Below are 19,954 nucleotides of genomic sequence, written 5' to 3' on the forward strand. Positions count from 1 at the left end.
GGGTCATAGCGGAGCGAATGGCACTCGCCAAGCGGCAGAATGGCGAGCAGGCGCTTCAGCCCGTCATCGCGCCTGAGCAGGGAGGTCCAGCCGGACGACCGCGCCGCCCTCCGGCCGGGGGTGCAACGCGAATTGGCCCCTAAGCTGTCCCGCCAGCGCGCTTGCGATCCGAAGGCCGAGGGAGCTGCCTTTGTCGATTTCGAAGCCGGGCGCGATGCCCTGACCGTTGTCGGCGATCTTCAACGTCAATGTGCCGCTTGAATCCTCCAGCGTCACCTCGATCGACCCGCCGCGATGCGGTAGGCCATGCTCTATCGCGTTGCTCACCGCCTCGGCGACGATCAAGGCGAGCGGCACGGCGACATGGGATTCCAGCGTCAGGTCTGGAGGTGCGGAGACTGTGACGTTGATGTCCCCCCTTCCGCTCGCTTCGACCACATCCTCGGTCAGCCGGGTCAGGAAGGCATGCAGATCCTGCCCCCCTTCCGAAGGATCATATAGCGCGCGGCTGATCCGGCCGATCAGCGACAGGCGGCTGGCCGCATCATCCAGAGCGCGGGCGGCCAGTTCATGATCCACATGACGCCGTTGCAACGACAGCATCGCGGCGACCACCTGAAGATTGTTGGACACGCGATGCTGCAATTCGTGGAACAGCAGTTCGCGATTCTCCGCGAGCGCCCGGCTGCGCTCACGCTCCACAGCCAGATTGAAGTTGGCGCGCTGCATCAAGTGGATGAGGGCGATGTCTATACCCACGACCGCAGCGTAAAAGATGAGAGCCAGGACAACGCCCCCGTCAAACCCGACGGCTGGAGACGCGGGTATGAAGAAATACCAGGACAGCAGTCCGCACAATATCGCAGCGAAAATTCCTGGGCGCATGCCGAACAGGAAGGTCGAAAGGATGACGGCCGGAAAGAAGGACACGAAGGGATAGCCGATTGGCAGGAGCCTCTGCGCGCTTAGCCGCAGCCCAAGTGCGATGCCGCAAAAAAGGGCCGACAGAAGATAAGCGTAGATGGGCCTTGGTAGCAAAAGCGGCAGGCGCTCGACGAACCGTTCGTTGGTGCGCTGCATAAGTCCCCCTGCACTCCAAGAGCGACAGTATCAGAAGATTGCGCGTCTCCAATTGATGGAGATCAAAAAAATTCCGCACCCATGAAAAAGGGGCGCCCGATGCCGGACGCCCCCTCCACTAGCATGTTGATGCGGACTGTTAGTCCTGCGTCAGGAAGTCCGGCAGACCGGCATTGGAGCCGTCATCGTCGCCGCCATTGCCCTTGTCGCTACGCGGACCACGGTCACGGCGCGGGCCGCGATCACCGCCGCGATCACCACCACGACCGCCACGGTCGCCACCGTCACGACGCGGGCCACGGCCACGGTCGCCACGGTCGCCGCGATCACCACGGGGTTCGCGCGGTTCGCGGGCAGGACGGGTGTCCTCCAGCTCTTCGCCGGTTTCCTGATCGACGACGCGCATCGACAGGCGAACCTTGCCGCGCGGGTCGATCTCGAGGACCTTGACCTTCACTTCCTGGCCTTCCGACACGACGTCGGTCGGCTTTTCGACGCGCTCATTCTTCATTTCGGACACGTGGACGAGGCCGTCCTTGCCACCCATGAAGTTCACGAACGCACCGAAGTCGACGATGTTGACGACCTTGCCGTTGTAGATCTTGCCGACTTCCGCTTCCTCGACGATGCCGAGAATCCACTTCTTGGCGGCCTCGATCTGGTCGATGTCGGACGAGCTGATCTTGATGATGCCCTCGTCGTCGATGTCGACCTTGGCGCCGGTTTCCGCAACGATCTCGCGGATAACCTTGCCGCCGGTGCCGATAACATCGCGGATCTTCGACTTGTCGATCTGGATCGTCTCGATGCGCGGGGCGTGGGCCGACAGTTCGCTGCGGGTCGAGGACAGCGCCTTGTTCATCTCACCCAGGATGTGGGCGCGGCCTTCCTTGGCCTGACGCAGCGCGACTTCGAAGATTTCCTGCGTGATGCCGGCAACCTTGATGTCCATCTGCATGGTGGTGATGCCCGCTTCCGTGCCCGCCACCTTGAAGTCCATGTCGCCGAGATGATCTTCGTCGCCCAGGATGTCGCTGAGAACAGCGAAATCCTTACCGTCCAAGATAAGGCCCATGGCGATGCCCGACACCGGACGCTTGAGCGGAACGCCCGCGTCCATCATCGAGAGCGAACCGCCGCAGACCGTCGCCATCGACGACGAGCCGTTGGACTCGGTGATGTCCGACAGGACGCGGATCGTGTAGGGGAACTCGTCCTTGGTCGGCAGCACGGGATGCAGCGCACGCCATGCGAGCTTGCCATGGCCGACTTCACGACGGCCCGGCGCGCCGAAGCGGCCGACTTCACCGACCGAATAGGGCGGGAAGTTATAGTGCAGCATGAAGTTTTCATAATAGACGCCGTTCAGGCCGTCGATCATCTGCTCGGCGTCCTTGGTGCCCAGCGTGGTGGTGCAGATCGCCTGCGTTTCACCGCGGGTGAACAGCGCCGAACCATGGGTGCGCGGCAGGAAGCCGACCATCGCCTCGATCGGACGGATCTGCGTGGTGGTGCGACCGTCGATGCGCTTGCCATCCTTGATGATGGCGGTGCGGACGATTTCCGATTCCAGCTTCTTGGTGACCTTGATGCCGGCCATCACGGACTGCGCGTCCAGACCTTCCTCGGCGAACCATGCCTTCGCCTTGTCGCGCGCGGCGTTGATCGCGTTCGAACGGGCCGACTTGTCGGTCAGCTTGTAAGCAGCGGCAATGTCCTTGCCGATCAGCTTCTTCAGCTTCTTCTTCAGATCCTCGACGTCATCGCCCTTGGCGACTTCCCACGGATCCTTTGCAGCCTTCTCGGCCAGCTGTATGATCGCATCGACAACCTTCTTGCTGGCTTCATGGGCAAACAGGACGGCGCCCAGCATGACGTCTTCCGACAGCTCCTTGGCTTCGGATTCCACCATCATCACGGCGTTGCCGGTAGCGGCCACGACTAGGTCGAGTTCGCCTTCCTTCACCTCATCCGCCGACGGGTTCAGCTGATATTCGCCATCCTTGTAACCGACGCGGGCAGCGCCGATCGGACCCATGAAGGGCACGCCCGACAGGGTCAGCGCGGCCGAAGCGGCGATCATCGCAACGATGTCAGGCTCGCTCTCGCCGTCAAAGCTCAGAACCTGAGCAATGACGTTGATTTCGTTGTAGAAACCTTCGGGGAACAGCGGGCGGATCGGACGGTCGATCAGGCGGCTGGTCAGCGTTTCCTTTTCGGTCGCTCCACGCTCACGCTTGAAGAAGCCGCCCGGAATGCGTCCGGCGGCCGAATATTTTTCCTGATAATGGACGGTGAGCGGGAAGAAGTCCTGGCCTTCCTTCACCGACTTGGCGGCGGTCACGGCGCACAGCACCACGGTCTCGCCATAGGTCGCCAGCACGGCGGCGTCGGCCTGACGCGCAATACGGCCGGTTTCGAGCGTGAGGGTCTTGCCGCCCAGCTCGATTGACACTTTCTTTACATCGAACATGCTTTTTTTCCTTCGCCCGCGCGGCCCTATTGCCGGGCGGGGCCTGTGTGCGGACTAAACCGGCCCGCAGCGGTTTCGGAGCATCATCTGGCCCCTGGGACGGAACGCCTTGCCGAATTGCAAGAGTCCCGGAATCGGAAACGGCCCCGCTGGGGGGCCGTCCCTTCTTTAGCAGACTTACTTGCGCAGGCCCAGCTTGGCGATGAGGTCGGTATAACGCGCCCCATCCTTCTTCTTCAGATAGTCCAGCAGCGAACGGCGCTTGTTGACCAGCATGAGCAGGCCGCGACGGCTGTGGTTATCCTTGTGGTGACCCTTGAAATGCTCGGTCAGGTTCGAAATGCGCTCCGAGAGGATCGCAACCTGAACTTCCGGCGAACCGGTGTCGCCTTCGGCGCGGGCATGTTCCTTGATCAGCGCTTCCTTGCGCTCAGCAGTAATCGACATCGGCTTCCTTTCATTTTAGAGATTAAAGCCGCGCACCACCCGGATCTCCGGGCCACTGGCTTCGACCAGCGCGACGGGCGTTTGCCCCTCCATCGCCAGCATCAGGCCGGTATGCGGTTTCCCCACAAGCACCTTCCCCTGTCGGAGAGCCAATGCGTCGTCGGGAGAGACTGCGAGAGCCGGGATGTCGTCCAGCCCCGCCGTCAACGGCAGCATAAGCTGCGCGATGCCGCCGCCCCTAGCAGCTTCGTCCAATTTGTCCAGCGAAATCGCGGTTTCCAGGGCGAACGGCCCCGCCTTCACCCGGCGGAGCATGGTGACATGGCCGACCGTGCCGAGCGCCAGCGCGAAGTCGCGCGCGAGGGAGCGGATATAGGTGCCCTTGGAGACATGGGCGGTGAGGGTGACACCCGCCAATCTATCGTCACCCTGAATTTGTTTAGTTTCGCTGGCCTGTCGGCTCAGGGTCCATTCCTCCTCACACGCATCCGCTCCCGAAGGCGCGATGGATGCTGAAACAAGTTCAGCATGACGGACCGTGAGGGAGTGGATCGTCACCGACCGCAGCTTCATCTCGACCTCCTGCCCCTGACGGGCAAGGTCATAGGCACGCGAGCCGTCGATCAGGATCGCGGAAAAGGCAGGAGGCGCCTGCTCGATCGCCCCGGTGAAGCGCGGCAATACCGCCTCGACCTCCGCCAGCGTCGGCCGGTGGTCGCTCGTCGCGATCACCTTTCCTTCCAGGTCCAGCGTGTCCGTCTGCGCGCCGAACGCAATCGTGAAGTCGTAAATCTTGTCGCTGTCGAGCATCCGCCCCGCGAGCTTCGTCGCCTCGCCCACCGCCACCGGTAACACGCCGGTCGCTAGCGGATCGAGGGTTCCGCCATGACCGACCTTCACCTTGCCCGCGCCACTCTGCCGCAGCGCGCGTTTGACGGCGCTCACCGCCTGGGTGGAGCCAAGGCCATGGGGTTTGTCGAGGATGATCCAGCCGTGCATGGCCGGGCCCCTACCGGGGGACGGCGCTGCTGTCAGCCCTCTTCGTCCGGTTCGGCCAGGTCGCGCGCCACTTTGGGATCGCGCAGCAGTCGGTCGATATGACTGCCTTCGTCGAAACTCTCGTCCGCCAGGAATTTGAGCTTGGCCGCATATTTGAGGCGGATGCGATGCGCGACCTCGCGCTGGAGATAGGCGGTATTGGTCCGGAGCGCCTTCAGCACAGCTTCCTCATCCTGCCCCAGCAGCGACTTCACGAACACGGTGGCGTGGCGCAGGTCGGGCGACATGCGCACTTCAGTGACGCTGACCACATGCTTCGCCAGCACATCATCATGCACGTCGCCGCGCTGAAGGATGTCGGACAGGACATGGCGCACTTGCTCCCCAACGCGGAGGAGGCGGACAGAGGGACCTTCGGGTTGATTGGACATGATCAATCCTCGTCATCCCAGCGAAAGCTGGGATCTCAAGCGGCTATGAACGACCAAGAGGCACGAGACCCCAGCTTTCGCTGGGGTGACGCACTTTCTTAAAGCGTCCGGGCGCGCTCTTCGACCTCGAACAGTTCCAGCGTATCGCCGACCTTGATGTCGTTCGTGTCCTGCAGCACCGCGCCACACTCCATGCCCGCACGCACTTCGGACACATCGTCCTTGAAGCGGCGGAGCGAAGCGATGTGCGTGCGCGAGACGATGACATCGTCGCGGGTAAGGCGTGCATTGAGCCCCTTGCGGATGATGCCGTCGAGAACGAGCAGACCCGCCGCCTTGTCCTTCTTGCCCGCCGGGAACACCTGCAGCACTTCGGCCCGGCCGACGATCGTCTCGATCCGCTCGGGAGCGAGCTGGCCCGCCATTTCGCCACGGACTTCTTCGAGCAGGTCGTAGATCACGTCATAATAGCGCAGCGAGATTTTCTCGCGCTCCGCCAACTGACGCGCCTTGGCATTGGGACGCACGTTGAAGCCGATCAGCGGCGCGCGGCTGGCGGCTGCCAGCGTGACGTCGCTTTCGGTGATCGCGCCGACACCGGAATGCAGGATGCGGACCTTGATCTCGTCGGTCGAGATGCGGTTGAGCGACGATACGATCGCTTCTACAGACCCCTGCACGTCACCCTTCACCACCACCGGATATTCGATGACCGTGGTGTTGAGCGCCGAGAACATATGTTCGAAGCTGGTCGGAGCCGCCGTGGTCCGCTTCTTGGTAGCCTGTTCCTGGCGGTAGGCCGCGACTTCGCGGGCCCGCGCTTCATTTTCAACGACGGTCATCTGGTCACCGGCGAGCGGAACGCCCGACAAGCCCAGAACCTCGACCGGGGTCGAAGGTCCTGCGACCTTCACATTTTGGCCCTTGTCGTTGATGAGCGCGCGCACCTTGCCGCTTTCGGCGCCGATGACGAAGGTGTCGCCGACCTTCAGCGTACCCTTGCGCACCAGCACGGTCGCAACCGCGCCGCGGCCCTTGTCCAGCTGCGCCTCGACCACATTGCCTTCGGCAGCGCGGTCGGGGTTGGCCTTCAGCTCGAGCAGTTCGGCCTGGAGCAGGATTTTTTCGATCAGCGTATCGAGGCCGGTCTTCTTGAGCGCGGACACTTCGACGTCCTGCGTCTCACCACCCATGTCTTCGACGATCACCTCATGCTCCAGCAGACGCTCGCGCACCTTCTGGGGATTGGCTTCGGGCTTATCGACCTTGTTGATCGCCACGATCATCGGCACGCCGGCCGCCTTGGTGTGGTTGATCGCCTCGATCGTCTGCGGCATCAGCCCGTCATCGGCCGCCACCACGAGGATGACGATATCCGTGACGTTGGCGCCGCGCGCGCGCATTTCCGAAAATGCTTCGTGGCCCGGCGTATCGAGGAAGGTGATGATGTCACCGTTCGCCGTCTTCACCTGATAGGCGCCGATATGCTGGGTGATGCCGCCGCTTTCGCCCGCGACCACATCGGTCCCGCGCAGCGCGTCGAGCAGCGAGGTCTTGCCGTGATCGACATGGCCCATGATGGTGACGACCGGCGGACGCGACTGCAGCGTTTCAGGCGAGTCAACATCGCCTTCAATGCCGATTTCGACGTCGGCATCGGACACGCGCTGGATGCGGTGGCCGAATTCTTCCACCAGCAACTCCGCCGTATCCTGATCGATCGGCTGATTGAGCGTGACGGCAGTGCCCATCTTGAACAGGGCTTTCACCAGGTCCGCGCCCTTTTCGGCCATACGGTTGGCGAGTTCCTGCACGGTGATGCTTTCGGGTACGACCACATCGCGGACCTGCTTCTCACGCTGCTGAGCGCCGCCCGAATAATGGGCGCGGCGTTCCTTCTCGCGGGCGCGCTTCAAGGCGGCCAGGCTGCGAGCGCGTGCGCTGTCATCGTCCGCCAGAGCGCGGGTGACGGTCAGCTTGCCCGACTGGCGGCGATTGTCGTCGCCGCGCTTGGCGCGTTCAGGCTTGGCAGGCTCGGGCCGCTTGATCGGGGTGACCGGCGTGAAGCGGCGCGGGGGCGGCGTGGCCGAAGTCGGCGCGGACGCCTGAGCAGCGCGCTGCTCAGGCGCTTCGGCTGTGGGCTGTTCCTCCGCCGGAGCGGGCGCAGGCTCGGCAGCCGGAGTCTCGGCGGGCGCTTGGGCTTCCTCCGTGACGCGGCGCGCGGCTTCCGCCTCCGCGGCTTCGGCGGCCAGGCGATTTTCCTCGGCCCGGCGCTTCTCTTCTTCAGTGGCGGCAAGGCGCTGCGCATCGTCGCGGCGGCGCGCTTCCTCCAGCGCGTTCATGCGCGCTTCCTCAGCCTCGCGCAGCAGCTTCGCCTGCAATTCCTGACGCGACATCAGGCTCTGCGGCGGGGCCGGGCGAGCCGGTGCGGCAGGCTGCGGCGCGCGCGCCTGGGGCTGCTGCGGCGCAGGGGGTGCGGCAACCGGCGCGGGGGTCGGATCAGGCTGCGGCGCAGGCGTGGGCGCGCCGGCTTCGCCCGGCTTCCCCAGGATGCGGCGCCGCTTCACCTCAACCACGACCGTATTCTTGCGGCCATGGCTGAACTGCTGCTGCACCTGGCCGGATTCGACGGTCCGCTTGATGCCCAGCGGCTTGCGGCCCAGAACCGGCTTGTCTTCCTTGCTGTCACTCATACGACTGAATAGTACCCTTCGCTTCATCCCGACCGGCAAGGCCCGTCGGCGCCTTATTCAAAATGCTGCCTCAGGCGCCCAGCGCATTGGCGGAGTCCTGCTCCCCATGCACCGGCGCTCCGGTAGCGCAACCCAGATAGCTTTCCAAGCGGCCTATGGCCGAACGCAGACGCGACGCCGCACGCGAGTCGGTCACTGCGATATGGACGACATTGTCCCGCCCCATTGCCATAGATAGGGCCTGTCGGTCCACAGGCAAGACGAGCCCGGCCAAATCGGTGCCTTCCGCCTCCTGCCCGACACGCAAAGCCTGGTCCAGCTTGCGATTGCCATCGGCCGCCGCATCGCTGGCGTGGAGCAGCAGCTTCACATCGCCCTTGCGGCAAGACACGTCAATTTTTTCTGAGCCCGTAAGAACCATGGAAGCCTTCGCCTCCAACCCCAGCCGATCTAGCAACGCCTTGCGCAGCCCGTCTTCGATAAGGACGGGCAGCGTGTCGGGGATCTGCAACTCGCCGGTCTTGAAGGCCCGCGCGAGCGCACCCTTGAGCTTGCCCTTGGCGAGAGCCTGCTCCAATTCAGCGCGAGCCACGCCAATCCACGCCCCTCTGCCGGGAGCCTTGGCGCGAATGTCGGGCAGCACCTTCCCCTCCGGCCCAACCGCCAGGCGGATTAGCATTTCCGGATCAGCGCGATCGCCGGACAGGATGCATTTGCGCTCGGTCATGGAACTAGCCCCTCCCTTTCAAGAGAGGGCTGGGGTGCGTGCGCATCGCGCGCCCGCAACCTCACCCAATCGCCGTTGCTGGCAATTGTTGTGCAATCGCACCCACCCCCTGCCCTTCCCTTGAAAGGAAGGGGTGAGGATGTCGCAGCGCTAAAAGTCGGCCTTAGCCTCTCATCGGGAAGTGACCGCAGCATTAGCGTCCTCCCCAGGCTTGGGCCCAGTTGCTTGAGGAGCGGGCGCGCGGTCAGCGATCAGCTGTCCGCCCGACCCGTAATTTTCCGTCGAAATTTCGGAAATCACCACCTGGACGGCAGAGGCCGGCTTGCCCAGCCGCTCGACGAGCGATTGGGTGACGTCAGCGACGATAGCCGCTTTCTGCTCACGGGTGGCGTTTCCGGCCAGACGGATATCGATAAAGGGCATGAGTGCTTAGGCTTCCTCACCCTCGAACCAGTGGGCGCGAGCGGCCATGATGATTTCATTGCCCTGCTCTTCGCTGAGGCCATATTCGGCAAGGATTCCGCCCTTGTCCTCCGTGGTCTCGCTGCGGCGGCGGCGCTGATCGACGCGCTTCTTCGCCACCAGTTCGTCGGTCGCAAGATCGGCCAGATCGTCGAGCGTCTTGATCCCTGCCTTGCCCAGCGTCACCAGCATGGCTTCGTTGAGGTGCGGCATGTCGGCCAACGCGTCCTCGACGCCCAGCGCGCGGCGCTCGTCGCGGGCAGCGGCTTCGCGGCGTTCCAGCGCTTCCTGCGCACGGCTCTGCAGCTCTGCGGCGAGATCTTCGTCGAAACCTTCGATCCCGGCCAATTCCTCGACGCCGACATAGGCGACTTCTTCCAGCTCGCCAAAGCCTTCAGCCACCAGCAGCTGCGAGAGGGTCTCGTCCACGTCCAGCTCGTTCTGGAACAGTTCGGAACGGGCGACGAATTCCTTCTGGCGCTTCTCGGACGCGTCGGCCTCGGTCATGATGTCGATCGCCTTGCCGGTCAGCTGGCTGGCGAGACGGACATTCTGGCCACGACGGCCGATGGCGAGGCTGAGCTGATCGTCGGGAACGACGACTTCGATGCGCTCTTCTTCCTCGTCAATGACGACGCGGGCGACCTGAGCAGGCTGGAGCGCGTTGACGACGAAGGTCGCGGTGTCTTCGCTCCAGGGGATGATGTCGATCTTTTCGCCCTGCATTTCCTGCACGACGGCCTGCACGCGGCTGCCCTTCATACCGACGCAGGCGCCGACAGGATCGATGCTCGAATCGCGGCTGATGACGCCGATCTTGGCGCGCGAGCCCGGATCGCGGGCCGCAGCCTTGATCTCGATCACGCCGTCATAGATTTCGGGCACTTCCTGCGCGAACAGCTTCTTCATGAATTCGGGATGCGCGCGGCTGAGGAAGATCTGCGGTCCGCGATTTTCGCGGCGCACGTTCAGGATCACCGAACGGATGCGGTCCCCGACGCGCACGACTTCGCGCGGGATCTGCTGGTCGCGGCGGATGACGCCTTCGGCGCGGCCCAGATTCACGACGACATGGCCGAACTCGACCGACTTGACGACGCCGGTGATGATCTCACCCACGCGGTCCTTGAATTCCTCATGCTGACGCTCGCGCTCAGCGTCGCGGACTTTCTGGAAGATCACCTGCTTTGCCGACTGCGCGTCGATTCGGCCAAGGTCGATCGGGGGCAGCGGATCGACGATGAAGTCGCCGACAACGGCGTCCTTCTTCAGCTTCTGCGCCTGCTTGAGATCGACCTGCTTGAAATAGTCATCGACGGCCTCGACCACCTCGACCACACGCCACAGGCGCAGGTCGCCGCTTTCGGGGTCCAGCTTCGCGCGGATGTCGTTTTCCGCACCATAGCGCGCGCGGGCGGCGCGCTGGATCGCATCTTCCATCGCCTCGATGACGATCGCCTTGTCGATCATCTTCTCGCTGGCGACGCTGTTCGCGATTGCGAGCAACTCGGCCTTGTTGGCGGAAATGGCGTTGGCCATGGCAGTCGAACCCTTATTCTTCGGTGTCAAACTCGTCCGCACCCTCGGAAGAGAGCGGCATGGTAGCAGAAATGAGCGCGTCGGTCAGCACGAGCTTGGCCTCGCCCACGGTCGCGAAGGGGATCATCACATCCCCGGCCTTATTGTCCTTGAACTGAATTTCCTCGCCTTCGACGCCGTTCAGAAGCCCGCGAAAGCTCTTGCGCCCGGCAACCGTCTCGGTCGTGGCGATCTTTGCTTCGTGCCCGGCCCATTCCATGAAATCGTGCAGCCGGGTAAGCGGCCGGTCGATCCCAGGCGAGCTGACCTCCAACCGATAGGCCTCCTCGATTGGATCAGCCTCGTCCAGCACATCCGACAGGCGGCGCGAAATGGTGGCGCAATCCTCGATGACGAGCTGCTTGGTGGCTGGATTTTCCGCCATGATCTGCAGCGTATATTCGTCACCGGACCCGAACAGCTTGATGCGCACAAGCTCGAACCCCAAGGCTTTCACCTCTGGCTCGATCAGCGCGGTCAGTTCGGCGATGTCCGCCATGCAGTCTCCAACAGAATATGTGCGCTTCCGCCGCCGCGAGCGTCCCCGCCCGCGACCCTGACATGTTTGACGATGTAAGGAAGCAAGCGCGATATAGGCAGGATGCGGGAAAGCTGCAACATTATTCGTGCGAGAGGATTGTAGGAAAAACTGTATCCCGCTTGTCCTGAGTTTGCTGAAAGGCTGTTCTTCTCTTCAAGGGGGGCCGGGCTTAGACAAGCTCAGCCCGAACGGAGAAAAAGGCATGCGTACTTCCTTTGTGGCTTTGCTTCCTCTCATCCTATTGGCCTGCTCGCCCGACAACGCCACCGGCCAGAACAGCGCAGCCTCGGCCGAAAGCGCCAAGCCCTTCAAAACCTCCATCATCGCCGATTTCGATTCGCCCTGGGCGATGACCTTCCTCCCCGACGGACGCGCTCTGATCACGGAAAAGGCGGGCGAGATGATCCTGTTCGATCCGAAGAACGGCACCAAAATCCCGATCGCTGGCATCCCGCAGGTCGATAGTGCGGGCCAAGGCGGGCTGATGGATGTTGTCTTGGCGCCAGGCTTTGCCAAGGACGGGACAGTCTATTTCAGCTTTTCCGAATCCGGCCCAGGCGGCAAGGGCGTGGCGCTCGCCACCGGCATCTTCAACCAAGCAAGCGATGGCACAACCAAGCTAGACGGCGTAAAAACCATCTTCCGCGCGACACCCTATGTGGAGGGAAACGGCCATTATTCGGGCCGCATCGCTTTTTCCCCCGATGGCAAATATCTCTTCTTCACCAATGGCGAGCGGCAGAAATTCGATCCAGCGCAGGACCCTAAATCAACATTGGGTAAAGTGCTGCGCCTCAATCTCGACGGCACGCCCGCCGCGGGCAATCCCCTCGCCGCCAAGGGTTTCCACCCCGCCATCTGGTCCTACGGCCACCGCAACCTGCTTGGCGTCGCTTTCGACAAGGATGGCCGCCTGTGGGAGCAGGAAATGGGCCCCAAGGGCGGCGACGAGGTAAACCTGATCAAGCCCGCGCTCAACTATGGTTATCCCAAGGCGTCGAACGGGGACCATTATGACGGCAAGCTGATCCCCGATCACAGCGCGCATGACGGGTTTGAAGCGCCTAAACTCTGGTGGAATCCGGTGATCTCGCCCGCGGGGCTGCTCTATTATTCAGGCGACATGTTTCCTGAATGGAAGGGTTCGCTGTTCATCGGCGGGCTGTCGAGCCAGTCGCTTGTCCGGGTGAAGCTCGATGGTGAGACTGCCGCCAAGGCCGATCAATGGGATATGGGCGCGCGGATTCGCGAGGTGGAACAAGGTCCCGACGGCGCACTCTGGCTGCTGGAGGATGGGGGACAAGGGTCTCAAGGCCGGTTGTTGAAGCTGACGCCGGCGCGTTAGTCCCTCCCCAACCTCCGTTCGTTTCGAGCGTAGTCGAGAAGGGAAAGCACACCGACATCGTTTCTCGACTACGCTCGAAACGAACGGAACTTTTTTATCGTCATCACAGCGGAGGCTGGTATCTCATGAGACATGCCGCACGCGCCCGCCGAGACCCAGCTTTCGCTGGGGTGACGGGTGCAAATGTCAAACCAACCGGCTCTGCTTCACTGCCGCTTCGATAAAGCTCGCAAACAAGGGATGCGGGTCGAACGGCTTGGACTTCAACTCCGGATGGAACTGCACGCCGACGAACCAGGGATGGTCCGGCCGCTCGACAATCTCCGGCAGCGTGCCATCGGGCGACATGCCCGAAAAGATCAGCCCGCCCTTTTCCAGCGGCTCGCGATAGCCCGCATTGACCTCATAGCGATGGCGGTGCCGCTCGCTGATCTCGGTCGCGCCATAGACGCCCGCCACGACGCTGTTGCCGTCGAGCTTTGCCGGATAGGCCCCCAGCCGCATCGTGCCGCCCAGATCAGTTTCGGCCGTGCGCTTCTGCAGCCCTTCCGTGCTCATCCATTCGGTGATGAGGCCGACCACAGGTTCGCTTGTCTCGCCAAATTCGGTGGTCGATGCTTCGGCGATTCCCGCCGTATTGCGCGCGCCTTCGATGCAGGCCATCTGCATGCCCAGGCAAATGCCGAAGAAAGGCACGTTCCGCTCACGCGCGAACTTGACGCTGGCGATCTTGCCTTCCGACCCGCGCACGCCAAAGCCGCCGGGGACGAGGATGCCGTGCATCGGTTCCAGGCTGGCGGCGACATCGTCGCCCTTCTCGAACAGCTCGGCGTCGATCCACTTGATGTTGACCTTCACCCGGTTCGCGAAGCCGCCATGATGCAGCGCTTCGTGCAGCGACTTGTAGGCATCAGGCAGGCCGACATATTTGCCGACCACGCCAATGGTGACCTCGCCTTCGGGATTTTGCTGCCGGTCCATGATGTCGAGCCAGCGGTCCATCGACGGCTTGCGCGACCCTTCGATGCCGAAGGCGCGCAGCACTTCGTCATCCAGCCCTTCGGCATGATATTGCGCAGGAACGGCATAGATGCTGCTGGCGTCGAGCGCCGGGATCACCGCTTCCTTCCGCACATTGCAGAAGAGCGCGATCTTCGCCCGCTCACTGTCGGGCAGCGGATGTTCGCAGCGGCAGAGCAATATGTCGGGCTGGATGCCGAGCGACGTCAGCTCACGCACGCTATGCTGCGTCGGCTTGGTCTTCAGTTCGCCCGCCGCTGCAATATAGGGAACCAGCGTCACATGAACGAAGATCGACTGCCCGCGATCAAGGTCGTTATGCAGCTGGCGGATCGCCTCCATGAAGGGCAGCGATTCGATGTCGCCCACCGTGCCGCCGATCTCGCACAGGACGAAATCCAGATCGTCGGTGTCGGCGGTCGCGAACGCCTTGATCTCATCGGTTACGTGCGGGATCACCTGCACCGTCGCGCCAAGATAGTCGCCGCGCCGCTCGCGCTGGATGATGGTCTGATAGACCCGGCCCTGCGTCACATTGTCCGATTGGCGCGCGGAAACGCCGGTGAAGCGCTCATAATGGCCAAGATCGAGGTCGGTTTCCGCCCCGTCGTCGGTCACATAGACTTCGCCATGCTGATACGGGCTCATCGTGCCCGGATCGACGTTGAGATAGGGATCGAACTTCCGAATGCGCACACGGAAACCTCGCGCCTGCAGCAGTGCTGCAAGCGAAGCGGCCATCAGGCCCTTGCCAAGCGAGGAGACCACGCCGCCGGTGATGAAAATATACCGCGCCATGGGAGTGGAGGCTTAGCCTTTTACAAACAAGTTGGGCAAGCGCGCGAATCCACGCGCGAGCAAAAAAGATTGGAAATCTGATCGAAAAGTTCAGTTGGCGAGCGGAACCGCGCCGTTTGCCGCCTGGCCATTGCTCGCCGCGCCCGCTGCACCAGCAAGCGGATCAGCGCTGCCGGTGGCCGGAGCCGGAGCAGCGGGCGTCGCGGGCGCCTGCTTCACCAGGGACGTGTCGATATCGCTCGGCGCATGCTGGACCGAAGCAATCACCGCCAGCACCACCGACAGCAGCACGAAGATGGTCGCCAGAACAGTCGTCGAACGGGTCAGGAAGTCCGCTGCACCACGCGCGGACATCAACCCCGCCGGGCTGCCACCGACTCCAAGGCCGCCACCTTCCGACTTCTGCATCAGAATGACGGTGACAAGCAGGGCCGCGACAATGGCCTGCACGACGAGGATGAAAGTGAACATGCGAGGAATCTGTCCCAATGGGTGCGTTGGGGAGCCCATAGCGGCGAAGGGCGGCGGGGGCAACCGGCCACCTGCCCTCCAACTTCGCACAGTGCCGTCCGTTGTGGCTCCCTCCGTTCGCTTCAAGCTTGCCGAGACGTTTTCGCGCCGCTTCTCGACTTCGCTCGAAGCAAACGGATAATGGAGAGGCTAGGTTCAGCGCGCCGCCGCGATCACCGGGGCGAATTTCGCCGCAGTCAGGCTCGCACCGCCGACCAGACCGCCATCGACATCCTCGATCGCCATCAACTCGGCCGCATTGTCGCCGTTCATCGACCCGCCATAGAGGATGCGCATCGCGCCGGCCTTGCCTTCGCCGATGCGGCCCGCAAGCGCCGAGCGCAGCGCCTTGTGCATGTCCTCGACCGCTTCCATCGTCGGGATGCGTCCGGTGCCGATCGCCCAGATTGGTTCATAGGCAATCGCCAGCCAGTCCGCCGCCGCGCCCTCGGGCAGCGAGGCCAGCAGTTGCGCCGAGACAATTGCTTCGGCATCGCCCGCATCGCGCACGTCCAGGCTTTCGCCAACGCAAAGGATGACCTTCAGACCCGCAGCCTTTGCCGCGAGCGCCTTGGCCGCCACATCGGCATCGCTTTCGCCCTGGTCCTGCCGCCGCTCGCTATGGCCGACGATGGTCCAGCTCGCGCCCGCTTCGGCCAGCATCGTCGCCGACAGGCAGCCGGTATGCGCGCCGCTATCCTTCATGTGGCAGTCCTGCGCCCCGACAAAGGCCGCGCCACTGACCGCGCTCGCCGCTGTAATCAGCGTCGCGGGCAGGCACAGGCCAACCTCCACCCCAGCATGTTCCGCGGCAACCCCGCCGATCGCCTCGACCTCACCCAGCTGGGCGCGGAGGCCGTTCATCTTCCAATTGCCGACCACCAGCTTGCGCCTGCCCATCGATCCATACCCCTTCAGTCATCAATCTGCATTGTCAGCCGTCAGGAGCCGACCCGCCGAGGCGGATGAACAAGAGCAGTCCATTTGTCCAGCCATGCCGGACTTGCCGCCGCGACGATCCGCCCCTAAAGCGGGCCACCGTAAAGTCTTCCTATTCTGGACTTCCTTCATGCTTTCCAACTTCCGCCGCTTCATCCATTCGAAATTCGGCGCGCTTTTCGCGCTCCTTTTCCTCGGCGTCATCGCGGCGGCCTTCATCATGGGCGACATCAGCAGCGGGAAGTTCGGTTCATCGCTCGGCGGCGGCGGCGAAACCGTGGCCAAGGCCGGCGGCACGCGCCTGACGCTGACGCAGTTCCAGGAACGGGTGCAGCGCGTCTTCGAAAATGCCCGCCGCGGCACCCCCGGCCTCCAGATCAGCGAGTTTCTGGCACAGGGCGCTGCTAGCCAGATCTACGATCAGTTGGTCGCTGCGATGACGCTGAAGGAATATGCCAAGGATCAGGACGTCCACATTTCCAAGCGCCTGGTCGATGCGCAGATCGCGCAAATCCCCGCCTTCCAGGACGCAGCCGGCAATTTCAGCCAGGAAAATTTCCGCCAATTGCTGCTCCGCGAACGCATCACCGAACAAGCATTGCGCGAGGATATCACGCGAGAGATTCTCGAGCGGCAGATGCTTGCGCCCTTGGGCTTGGGCGTGAAGCTCTCCGACAGCATCATCCTGCCTTACGCCTCGCTTCTGCTTGAGGCGCGTCAAGGCACGATCGCCGCCATCCCGGCCATGGCGTTCAAGGACATCAAAGATCCCAGCGACGCTCAGCTTGCTGGCTACTATCGCGAGAATGCGGCGCGTTTCACGATCCCCGAACAGCGGCGCATCCGTTACGCGGTCATCGATGGTGAACGCTTCACCCAGGCTGCTCAGCCGACCGAAGCTGAAATCGCCGCTGCCTATAATCAGAACAAGGCCAGCTATGCCGCGAAGGAAAGCCGCAGCTTCGAACAACTGATTCTGCCCACCGAAGCGGCCGCCAAGGCGATCGCTGCTGAGGTGAAGGGTGGCAAGTCGCTCGCCGCCGCCGCGCAGGGCGCAGGTCTTGAAGCATCGACGCTGACCGACCAAAGCCGCGAGAGCCTGGCCGCTTCCTCTTCGGCTGCCGTCGCCAATGCCGGTTTCGCCGCCAAGCAAGGCGAGTTGGCCGGTCCGATCCGCGGGTCGCTCGGATGGGTCATCCTGCGTGTCTCGTCGGTGAAGACCATCCCGGCGCGTGCCCTGTCAGCTGTCCGCGATGAAATCGCCGCCACGCTGCGCAGCCAGAAACAGAAGCGTCTGCTGAGCGAATTCACCGGCAAGGTCGAAGACCAAATCGCGGACGGCGGCAGCTTTGAAGAAGTGGTCAAGGATAATGGCCTGAAGTTGGAAACCACGCCCTTCCTGCTGGCGAACAGCAAGCAGGTCGAGGATCAGGCCTATCAGCCCTCCGCCGATGTGGTCCCGCTGCTGGCGCCGGTTTTCCAGATGAGCCAGGACGATGATGCCCAGCTTATTCCGATCAAGCCCGACCAGCGTTATGCACTGGCCGCACCTGCCGAAATTCGCGCGGCAGCCCCGCCGCCGCTGGAAAAGGTGAAGCCCCTTGTCGTTGCCCAATATAAGCTGACGCAGGGCAGTGCGAAGGCGAAGGCGCTGGCGGAACAGATCCGGGCGAAAGTCGCCAAGGGCATGAAGCTAGCCGACGCTGTCTCGCAAGCGGGCGTTGCCTTGCCCGCGCCGCAGACCGTTGGTGGCCGCCGCGCCGACATCATGCGCGAAGGACAGCGTCCCCCTGCCGAAGTCGCCATCCTCTTCTCCATGGCCGCGAACAGCGTGAAGACGCTGCCGATCGGACAGGATCGTGGCTATTTCGTCGTGCAGTTGAACGGCATCAAACATGGTGATGCGGGCGGGCAGACAGCGTTGCTCAATCAGGTCCGCAGCCAGCTCAGCGATGTCGTCGGCCAGGAATACGCCCAGCAGTTCGAACGCGCCGTGGAAAAGCAACTTGGCGTGACGCGCAATCCGTCAGCGGTGGCAGACGTCCAACGGGCGCTCGCCAGCACCAATGGCGGCGCGCAATAAGATGGCGATCGGCGTGGGCCCGGCAGGCAATGACGGCATAGCGGCCGCGCGCGCTGCACTGACCACTGGCAAGTCCGCCCTGGTGTGGCGGCGTCAGATTGCGGACACTGACACGCCCATCTCCGCCGCGCTCAAACTGTTCGAACCCGATCGCGGCGACTTCCTGCTGGAATCGGTGGAAGGGGGCGCGGTGCGCGGCCGCTACAGCCTGATCGGTCTCGCTCCCGATCTGGTTTTCCGCGCGCAAGGGCAGTCCGCCGAGATCAACCGCAATTGGGCAAACGATCGCGATGCGTTCGTCCCGGAAGCCGTGGGCGCGCTTGAAGCCTTGCGCGCGCTGGTCGCCGAATGCCGCGCGGAGTTTGACCCTGCGCTTCCTGCGGCGCTCGCCTGCCTTGTGGGCTATTTCGGTTATGAGACCGTGGGCCTGGTGGAAAAGCTCCCCCGCCCCGTCCCCAATCCGCTTGAACTGCCCGACATGCTGTTCGTGCGACCGACCGTCATACTGGTTTTCGATCGGCTGGCCGACGCGCTCTACCTGGTCGCGCCGGTGTGGAAGGGGAGCTTCAGCAATGCCGACGCCGCGATCGACCAGGCTCTCGACCGCATCGATGCTACGGCGGCGCGCCTTGCAGCACCCCTGCCGTCCGAGCCGCCTCCGCCGGAGATCGCTGATGTCGAGGTGACGCCCGTGCTGGAGCCGGGCCGATATAAGAGCATGGTCGAGCGAGCCAAGGACTATATCGTCGCGGGCGACATATTCCAGGTGGTGCTGGCGCAGCGTTTCACTAGCCCCTTCACCCTGCCCCCGATCGCGCTTTATCGCGCGCTGCGGCGGATCAACCCCTCGCCCTTCCTCTATTATCTGGACCTGCCCGGCTTTGCACTGATCGGATCAAGTCCGGAAATATTGGTCCGGGCGCGCGATGGCGAAGTCACAATCCGGCCGATCGCGGGCACCCGTCCGCGCGGCAAGACGGCGGTCGAGGACGCGGCCAATCGGGAAAGCCTGCTGGCCGATCCGAAGGAACGTGCCGAACATCTGATGCTGCTGGACCTTGGCCGCAACGATGTCGGCCGCGTGGCCAGCGCCGGGACGGTCACGGTCACCGACAGCTACACCGTCGAATTCTACAGCCATGTCATGCACATCGTGTCGAATGTGGTCGGCAGGCTGTCGCCGGACAAGGATGCGCTGGACGCCCTGTTTGCGGGCTTCCCTGCAGGCACCGTGTCAGGAGCGCCCAAGGTGCGCGCTTGCGAGATCATCGCCGAACTGGAGCCGGAAACGCGCGGAGCCTATGCGGGCGGCGTGGGCTATTTCGGGCCTGACGGGAATATGGACAGCTGCATCGTTCTGCGCACCGCCGTGCTGAAGGATGGCGTCATGCATGTGCAGGCCGGGGCCGGCATCGTCGCTGACTCAACGCCCGAATATGAGCAGCGCGAATGCGAGGCGAAGAGCGGCGCGCTCCTCGCTGCGGCAAGGGAAGCCGTTTATCTCGCCCGGCAGGCCCGCTTCGGCCAATAGCTACTCGGCCGTCGTCGGATCAATCGTCGCACGTATGCGCGCGATACTGTTGGCAGGGAGGCCCGCCAGTTCCGCATGCTGGCGGATCAGCTCTTCGCTTGGGGCTCGATAAACGCAGTATATCTTGTCGTCGGTGACATAGCTGTGCACCCACTGGATCTCCGGCCCAAGCTCGCGCAGGACATTGCAGGAGCCTTGCGACGCGTTTCTCAGTTCATCGCTTCGCAGCCTTCCCGCGCCGGGCATTTCCCTCTCGATCACGAATTGCGGCATAACCACCTCCATGCGTGAAGGCGC

At 63.2% G+C, this 19,954-nt stretch carries 17 protein-coding genes; 3 read left to right on the top strand and 14 right to left on the bottom strand.

The genetic code is table 11. The annotated features are described in order from the left end of the window. Positions 1-63 precede the first annotated feature (63 nt). The 10 genes from EP837_RS02995 to rimP form a co-directional block, all read right to left on the bottom strand. The gene (locus EP837_RS02995) at positions 64-1,080 is read right to left on the bottom strand and encodes a sensor histidine kinase (protein ID WP_066524332.1); all 1,017 of its coding nucleotides are present in this window, start codon (positions 1,078-1,080) and stop codon (positions 64-66) included. Positions 1,081-1,219: 139 nt separating this feature from the next. Beyond that, positions 1,220-3,553 (bottom strand): polyribonucleotide nucleotidyltransferase, encoded by a 2,334-nt coding sequence (pnp, locus tag EP837_RS03000; protein WP_066524334.1) that lies wholly within the window; start codon positions 3,551-3,553, stop codon positions 1,220-1,222. A gap of 177 nt (positions 3,554-3,730) precedes the next feature. Further along, positions 3,731-4,000, bottom strand: a complete 270-nt coding sequence (rpsO, locus tag EP837_RS03005) for a 30S ribosomal protein S15 (RefSeq protein ID WP_022681215.1) — start codon at positions 3,998-4,000, stop codon at positions 3,731-3,733. A 15-nt stretch (positions 4,001-4,015) separates the two neighbouring features. Then, a complete protein-coding gene (truB, locus tag EP837_RS03010; RefSeq protein WP_066524336.1) occupies positions 4,016-4,999 on the bottom strand; it encodes a tRNA pseudouridine(55) synthase TruB in 984 nt (327 codons plus the stop codon). Between the two features lie 32 nt (positions 5,000-5,031). Further along, on the bottom strand, positions 5,032-5,430 hold the full coding sequence (rbfA, locus tag EP837_RS03015) for a 30S ribosome-binding factor RbfA (RefSeq protein ID WP_066524337.1): 399 nt from the start codon (positions 5,428-5,430) through the stop codon (positions 5,032-5,034). A 98-nt stretch (positions 5,431-5,528) separates the two neighbouring features. Beyond that, positions 5,529-8,123 carry a translation initiation factor IF-2 gene (gene infB / locus EP837_RS03020; RefSeq protein ID WP_066524339.1) on the bottom strand — a complete coding sequence of 865 codons (2,595 nt, stop codon included), beginning with the start codon at positions 8,121-8,123 and terminating at the stop codon, positions 5,529-5,531. A 70-nt stretch (positions 8,124-8,193) separates the two neighbouring features. Beyond that, positions 8,194-8,850 (bottom strand): DUF448 domain-containing protein, encoded by a 657-nt coding sequence (locus tag EP837_RS03025; protein WP_066524341.1) that lies wholly within the window; start codon positions 8,848-8,850, stop codon positions 8,194-8,196. A gap of 171 nt (positions 8,851-9,021) precedes the next feature. Then, entirely contained in the window at positions 9,022-9,273 is a 252-nt protein-coding gene (locus EP837_RS03030; RefSeq protein ID WP_066524342.1) for a tautomerase family protein, read from the bottom strand. A gap of 6 nt (positions 9,274-9,279) precedes the next feature. Continuing rightward, on the bottom strand, positions 9,280-10,851 hold the full coding sequence (gene nusA, locus EP837_RS03035; RefSeq protein ID WP_066524344.1) for a transcription termination factor NusA: 1,572 nt from the start codon (positions 10,849-10,851) through the stop codon (positions 9,280-9,282). A gap of 13 nt (positions 10,852-10,864) precedes the next feature. After that, positions 10,865-11,389, bottom strand: coding sequence for a ribosome maturation protein RimP (gene rimP / locus EP837_RS03040; RefSeq protein ID WP_066524349.1), 525 nt, complete (start codon positions 11,387-11,389; stop codon positions 10,865-10,867). A gap of 244 nt (positions 11,390-11,633) precedes the next feature. On the opposite strand from rimP, the gene EP837_RS03045 reads away from it, so the two are divergent. Next, positions 11,634-12,776 (top strand): PQQ-dependent sugar dehydrogenase, encoded by a 1,143-nt coding sequence (locus tag EP837_RS03045; protein WP_066524351.1) that lies wholly within the window; start codon positions 11,634-11,636, stop codon positions 12,774-12,776. A 186-nt stretch (positions 12,777-12,962) separates the two neighbouring features. Here the strand turns inward: EP837_RS03045 and EP837_RS03050 are convergent, their stop codons facing one another. The 3 genes from EP837_RS03050 to tpiA all read right to left on the bottom strand — a co-directional run bounded on the left by EP837_RS03050 (position 12,963) and on the right by tpiA (position 16,004). Beyond that, positions 12,963-14,594: a CTP synthase gene (locus EP837_RS03050; RefSeq protein ID WP_066524353.1), complete on the bottom strand. Its 1,632-nt coding sequence runs from the start codon at positions 14,592-14,594 to the stop codon at positions 12,963-12,965. Between the two features lie 90 nt (positions 14,595-14,684). Beyond that, positions 14,685-15,065, bottom strand: a complete 381-nt coding sequence (secG, locus tag EP837_RS03055) for a preprotein translocase subunit SecG (RefSeq protein WP_066524355.1) — start codon at positions 15,063-15,065, stop codon at positions 14,685-14,687. A 195-nt stretch (positions 15,066-15,260) separates the two neighbouring features. Beyond that, positions 15,261-16,004 carry a triose-phosphate isomerase gene (gene tpiA / locus EP837_RS03060; protein ID WP_066524357.1) on the bottom strand — a complete coding sequence of 248 codons (744 nt, stop codon included), beginning with the start codon at positions 16,002-16,004 and terminating at the stop codon, positions 15,261-15,263. A 169-nt stretch (positions 16,005-16,173) separates the two neighbouring features. Here tpiA and EP837_RS03065 point away from each other — a divergent pair, with 169 nt between their 5' ends. After that, a complete protein-coding gene (locus tag EP837_RS03065) occupies positions 16,174-18,126 on the top strand; it encodes a peptidylprolyl isomerase (RefSeq protein ID WP_066524361.1) in 1,953 nt (650 codons plus the stop codon). Further along, the gene (gene trpE, locus EP837_RS03070) at positions 18,110-19,657 is read left to right on the top strand and encodes an anthranilate synthase component I (protein ID WP_225870570.1); all 1,548 of its coding nucleotides are present in this window, start codon (positions 18,110-18,112) and stop codon (positions 19,655-19,657) included. The genes EP837_RS03065 and trpE overlap by 17 nt, the downstream gene beginning before the upstream one ends. Here trpE and EP837_RS03075 read toward each other — a convergent pair whose 3' ends face one another. Further along, positions 19,658-19,930: a DUF4242 domain-containing protein gene (locus tag EP837_RS03075; protein ID WP_066528589.1), complete on the bottom strand. Its 273-nt coding sequence runs from the start codon at positions 19,928-19,930 to the stop codon at positions 19,658-19,660. Between the last annotated feature and the right edge of the window lie 24 nt (positions 19,931-19,954).

The organism is Sphingobium sp. EP60837 (assembly GCF_001658005.1).
Lineage (GTDB): Bacteria > Pseudomonadota > Alphaproteobacteria > Sphingomonadales > Sphingomonadaceae > Sphingobium > Sphingobium tyrosinilyticum.

Coding starts and splice junctions, on each gene's coding strand:
- tpiA (WP_066524357.1), bottom strand. CDS start 16,004: ATGGGCAGGCGCAAGCTGGTGGTCGGCAATTGGAAGATGAACGGCCTC.
- EP837_RS03065 (WP_066524361.1), top strand. CDS start 16,174: ATGCTTTCCAACTTCCGCCGCTTCATCCATTCGAAATTCGGCGCGCTT.
- EP837_RS02995 (WP_066524332.1), bottom strand. CDS start 1,080: ATGCAGCGCACCAACGAACGGTTCGTCGAGCGCCTGCCGCTTTTGCTA.
- EP837_RS03050 (WP_066524353.1), bottom strand. CDS start 14,594: ATGGCGCGGTATATTTTCATCACCGGCGGCGTGGTCTCCTCGCTTGGC.
- rpsO (WP_022681215.1), bottom strand. CDS start 4,000: ATGTCGATTACTGCTGAGCGCAAGGAAGCGCTGATCAAGGAACATGCC.
- EP837_RS03030 (WP_066524342.1), bottom strand. CDS start 9,273: ATGCCCTTTATCGATATCCGTCTGGCCGGAAACGCCACCCGTGAGCAG.
- EP837_RS03075 (WP_066528589.1), bottom strand. CDS start 19,930: ATGCCGCAATTCGTGATCGAGAGGGAAATGCCCGGCGCGGGAAGGCTG.
- trpE (WP_225870570.1), top strand. CDS start 18,110: ATGGCGGCGCGCAATAAGATGGCGATCGGCGTGGGCCCGGCAGGCAAT.
- EP837_RS03045 (WP_066524351.1), top strand. CDS start 11,634: ATGCGTACTTCCTTTGTGGCTTTGCTTCCTCTCATCCTATTGGCCTGC.
- EP837_RS03025 (WP_066524341.1), bottom strand. CDS start 8,850: ATGACCGAGCGCAAATGCATCCTGTCCGGCGATCGCGCTGATCCGGAA.
- truB (WP_066524336.1), bottom strand. CDS start 4,999: ATGCACGGCTGGATCATCCTCGACAAACCCCATGGCCTTGGCTCCACC.
- rimP (WP_066524349.1), bottom strand. CDS start 11,389: ATGGCGGACATCGCCGAACTGACCGCGCTGATCGAGCCAGAGGTGAAA.
- rbfA (WP_066524337.1), bottom strand. CDS start 5,430: ATGTCCAATCAACCCGAAGGTCCCTCTGTCCGCCTCCTCCGCGTTGGG.
- secG (WP_066524355.1), bottom strand. CDS start 15,065: ATGTTCACTTTCATCCTCGTCGTGCAGGCCATTGTCGCGGCCCTGCTT.
- pnp (WP_066524334.1), bottom strand. CDS start 3,553: ATGTTCGATGTAAAGAAAGTGTCAATCGAGCTGGGCGGCAAGACCCTC.
- infB (WP_066524339.1), bottom strand. CDS start 8,123: ATGAGTGACAGCAAGGAAGACAAGCCGGTTCTGGGCCGCAAGCCGCTG.
- nusA (WP_066524344.1), bottom strand. CDS start 10,851: ATGGCCAACGCCATTTCCGCCAACAAGGCCGAGTTGCTCGCAATCGCG.